This is a genomic window from Desulfurobacteriaceae bacterium, assembly GCA_039832905.1.
In the GTDB taxonomy this organism is placed as follows: Bacteria; Aquificota; Aquificia; order Desulfurobacteriales; family Desulfurobacteriaceae; genus Desulfurobacterium.
In genome coordinates, this window is sequence record JBDOLX010000049.1 from 1 (window position 1) to 4,398 (window position 4,398).

General features: G+C 36.9%; 4 protein-coding genes. 1 reads left to right on the forward strand and 3 read right to left on the reverse strand.

Features of this window, described 5'->3' with window-relative positions; genetic code table 11:
• The 3 genes from ABGX27_03480 to ABGX27_03490 form a co-directional block, all read right to left on the reverse strand.
• A partial coding sequence (locus ABGX27_03480; protein MEO2068552.1) for an RsmE family RNA methyltransferase occupies nucleotides 1-596 on the reverse strand: 596 nt, incomplete at its 3' end.
• Nucleotides 583-3,048: an ATP-dependent Clp protease ATP-binding subunit gene (locus ABGX27_03485; protein ID MEO2068553.1), complete on the reverse strand. Its 2,466-nt coding sequence runs from the start codon at nucleotides 3,046-3,048 to the stop codon at nucleotides 583-585. The genes ABGX27_03480 and ABGX27_03485, both read right to left, overlap by 14 nt.
• A 20-nt stretch (nucleotides 3,049-3,068) precedes the next feature.
• Nucleotides 3,069-3,752, reverse strand: a complete 684-nt coding sequence (locus ABGX27_03490; protein MEO2068554.1) for an ABC transporter ATP-binding protein — start codon at nucleotides 3,750-3,752, stop codon at nucleotides 3,069-3,071.
• A gap of 13 nt (nucleotides 3,753-3,765) precedes the next feature.
• Here ABGX27_03490 and ABGX27_03495 point away from each other — a divergent pair.
• Nucleotides 3,766-4,398, forward strand: a 633-nt coding sequence (locus tag ABGX27_03495; protein ID MEO2068555.1) for a polynucleotide adenylyltransferase, incomplete at its 3' end; no start/stop codon positions are given.

The following is a 4,398-nucleotide window of genomic DNA, read 5'->3' on the forward strand; positions in this document are numbered from 1 at the left end:
GCCTCAGTATCAAGTCCTCCTTCAGGACCAACAATGAAGGATACAGAAGAAGCATTAAAAGATTCGTAATCCTTTAAACTTTTTCCACCTTTTTCCCATAAAACAAAAGAAAGTTCCGTTTTGTTTTCTATCTCAGGAAGTCTCACGGGCTCATTTATCTGGGGCAGTATGTTCCTTCCACACTGCTTAGCAGCGTTTATTACTATTTCGTTCCACCTTCCTAACTTGTTCTCCCAGTTCTTTATAAGCTGGGCATTTGAAGACCTTTTACATATTACAGGAACTATTTCACTTACTCCAAGTTCTGTTGCTTTTTGAATTGCAAGTTCAAATTTTTGAAGTTTATTCATAAGTCCCATGTAGAGGATAGATTTTAGATGGCTATCTCTATTGATGTTCAATTCTTTAAGGACGTTAAGTTTTACAGAGGTTGGTGAGGCAGCTTCTATTTCAGCTAAGTACTCTTTTCCTTCTCCGTCAAAGATTATTATTTCGTCTCCTTTCCTTAACCTTAAAACTTTAAGAACGTGGCGGGCTTCCTGCCCGCGAAGATAAGCAACGTTACCTTTAACTTTATCGACCTTAAACCGTCGCATTACCTACTCTCCTCTTTCTCTCCTTCTTTTCTCTAACAGAAATCTTTCCTTTTGGAGTGATATCAAATAGAACATTTCCACCGCTGGTAAATCTTCCCATCAGTAGTTCATCAGTAAGCCTATCTTCAATAAGGTTCTGAATTGCCCTTCTTATTGTTCTTGCACCATATTCCTTTTTAAACTCTTTATCAACAATGTAGTCAATAAACCTATTGGTAACAAAGACTTTGAGGTTTCTGTCTTTTAGTTCTTCGTTTAGCCTGTCTATCTGCTTTCTTACAATTTCTTTTACATCTTCTCTTGTTAAAGGATGGAAAACAATGATTCCATCAAGCCTATTTATGAACTCAGGCTTGAAATGGCGCTTAACTTCCTCTAATACAAAAGACTTCATTCTTTCAAAAGATCGTTCTTCTTCCTTACCATCTTTTATTTCAAATCCTAGTCCCTTTTGAGAGGATACAAGGTGTTTTGCCCCAAGGTTTGAAGTCATTATGAGAATGGTGTTTGTGAATGAAACTGTTCTTCCAAGTCCGTCGGTAAGCCTTCCGTCCTCCATTATTTGTAGAAGAATGTTTAAAACGTCAGGATGTGCCTTTTCTACTTCGTCAAGAAGTATTACAGTATAAGGTTTACGTCTTACTGCTTCTGTAAGTTGTCCTCCTTCTTCGTATCCAACATATCCTGGAGGAGCCCCGATGAGCCTTGAAACTGTATGTTTTTCCATATATTCAGACATATCAATTCTTACCATAGCCTTTTCATCACCGAAGAGAATTTCAGCGAGAGCTTTAGCAAGTTCGGTTTTACCAACGCCTGTTGGTCCTAAGAAAAGGAATGATCCAATAGGTCTTTGGGAGTTAGCCCTAATGCCGAGTCTTGAACGTTTAATCGCTTTGGCTACTGCTTTAACAGCTTCTTCCTGTCCAACAATTCTTTTATGTAGTTCTTCTTCAAGTCTTAAAAGTTTTTCTGCTTCTTTTTCTTGTAGCTGTCTTACAGGAATTCCGGTCCAAAGGGCAACGATTTCCTCTACTCTGGATTCGTTTATTACTATTTTTTCTTCTTTCTGTTTGAGTTTTATTTCCCTCTTTAATTCCTCTAGTTCAGAAAACAAGGAAAGTTCCTGCTGTTTGTAGTAGTGAGCCCTTTCATAATCTGCCATAGCAAGAGCTTCTTCTTTCAAAGACTTCACCTTTTCAATCTCTCTTTCAAGTTTCTCAACCCTCTTATCCTTTTTACTTGCCTGAAGTTGGGCTTTTGCACCAGCTTCGTCAATAATGTCAATAGCTTTATCAGGAAGCTTTCTGTCATTTATATACCTAACAGCAAGTTTTACAGCCCTTTCAATGGCTCCATCAGTAATCTTGACATTATGAAACTCTTCAAACTTTGGTCTTAATCCTTTTAAGATTTCTATCGTGTCTTCTATTGACGGCTCCTCTACCATTACAGGCTGAAATCTTCTTTCTAGCGCTCCATCTTTTTCTATGTGCTTCCTGTACTCATCAATAGTGGTAGCACCAATTACCTGTATTTCTCCACGAGAAAGAGATGGTTTCAATATGTTTGAAGCATCCATAGAACCTTCCGCTGCTCCAGCACCAACGAGAGTATGTATTTCATCTATGAAGAGGATAACATCCTTATTGTTCTCAAGCTCTTTAACAATAGCTTTTAGCCTTTCTTCAAACTGTCCCCTATATTTCGTTCCAGCAATTAAAGACGCTAAGTCTAAAGCAACGATTCTCTTATTCTTTAACTTTTCCGGAACTTCGCCTTTAGCAATCTTTAATGCAAGTCCTTCTACTATCGCTGTTTTTCCAACTCCAGGTTCACCAATAAGAACAGGATTGTTCTTTCTTCTTCTTGCTAAGATATGTGTAACTCTTTCTATCTCCTTCTCCCTTCCTATTACAGGGTCAAGTTTCCCTTCTTCCGCAAGCTTTGTTAAGTCCCTTCCAAACTTATCAAGGTTAGGAGTGGAACTTTTCTTTACCATTCTCTTTTCCCTTGCAATACCTTTTAGAAGACTTGCAACTTCTCTTCTTAAAGTGTAGTGGTCAAGCCCATAACTTCTTAAGATTCTACCTGCAAGTCCAAGCCTTTCTTTTGCAAGAGCTATAAACAAGTGTTCTGGACCTACATACGCGTGTCCCAAGATTTTAGATTCTTCAACTGCATGCTCAAGTACTCTCCTTGCCTCAGTAGAGAAAGTAATTGTATTTACATCAACCTCAAAGCTTGCAGGTTGGATTTGTGATATGATAATCTCCTGAATTCTTGCTTTGGAAATGTTGTACTTGGAAAGTATCTGATTTGTAATTTCATCCTCTTTCAAAAGAGTTAAGAGAATATGTTCTGTTCCAAGTTTCTCACATCTTAAAGCAACTGCTTGTTCTTTTGATTTAATAATTACCTGTCTTGCTTTGTTTGTGAACCTTTCAAACATAAACGCTCCTTTAATAAGGTTTATTTAGGGTTTAAAATGCCGTCCTTTATAAAGTATACGTTGTCAGCAAACTTTTCCAGCTCTCTATTATGGGTAGCAATTAGGAAAGAAATCTTGAAGTTCCTATTTAGCTCTCTCATAAGGGCAACGACCGAAAGGGTGGTCTCTGTGTCAAGATTTCCAGTAGGTTCATCAGCAAGAACAACTTTTGGGGAATTGGCAAGAGCTCTTGCAATAGCAACTCTCTGTTTCTCACCACCGGAAATCTCAAATGGTCTGTGAGATAATCTATGTCCGAGTCCTATAACTTGCAACAACTCCTTTGCTTTGCTTTCAGCAACTTCTTTTGGAATTTTCCTTAAAAGCAATGGAACCATAACATTTTCCAAAACTGTAAGCTCGTTTATAAGGTAGTGAAACTGAAAGACGAAGCCTATTTTCTCGTTCCTAAACTTTGCAAGTTTTCTTTCTGGAAAACTAAAAATGTTCTTTCCTTCAAAGAAGACTTTACCCTTTGTCGGTTTATCAAGAGTTCCTAAAATGTGCAAAAGAGTAGATTTTCCTGAACCTGATGCACCCATAAGTAAGGAAAACTCTCCTTCCGAGAGAGAAAAGTTAACACCCTTTAAGGCTTCAACCCTTTCTCCTTCTGTCTCATAAATTTTCCAAAGATTCTTAGCTTCTAATAAAATAGTTCTTTCCATTATAATCTCCATTATGGAAAAAAGGATTTTTTACCATCCAGTAGTTGAAAAAATAGCAAGGTGTTTTTCTAAAGCTTTCTTAGTTGGTGGGTTTGTCAGGGATAGACTCTTAAACATCTTTAAGGATAGAGTAGATTTAGACATAATAACTTTTGATGATCTTAAAAAAGTTAATAACTGTATTTTAAAGACTCTTAAAGTATCCTCTTTTTCCTTTGAGAAGGAAAAAACAGTTATTACCTTCTTTGGTGAAAACTTCCGCATTGACGTTTCCAATGTAAAAGACTCCTTGGAAAAAGACCTTCTTAGTAGAGATTTTACAATAAACGCAATAGCCGTTTCTATTAATGATTTCTCCTTAACTGACCCAACAAACGGCTTAAAAGATCTAAAAAATAGAATAGTAAGACCAATCAGTAAAGAATCTATTCAGAGAGACCCTGTAAGAATAATTAGAGGCATTAGGTTTAAACATTTTCTAGGTTTTGAGTACCATCCAACCTTTATTAACTATTCACGGCTATTTTCGAAAAATCTCGAAAATAGTCCTATCGAAAGAGTAAAAGAGGAACTTGTAAAAATTTCAAATGTAGGTATTTTCTCAAAAGCACTAAAGGATTTTGACCTTGTTGGAGTTTTCGTTCCA

What these genes read in the sequence shown, in the direction of transcription:
- ABGX27_03485 (MEO2068553.1), bottom strand. Translation starts at nt 3,048, where the DNA reads ATGTTTGAAAGGTTCACAAACAAAGCAAGACAGGTAATTATTAAATCA.
- ABGX27_03490 (MEO2068554.1), bottom strand. Translation starts at nt 3,752, where the DNA reads ATGGAAAGAACTATTTTATTAGAAGCTAAGAATCTTTGGAAAATTTAT.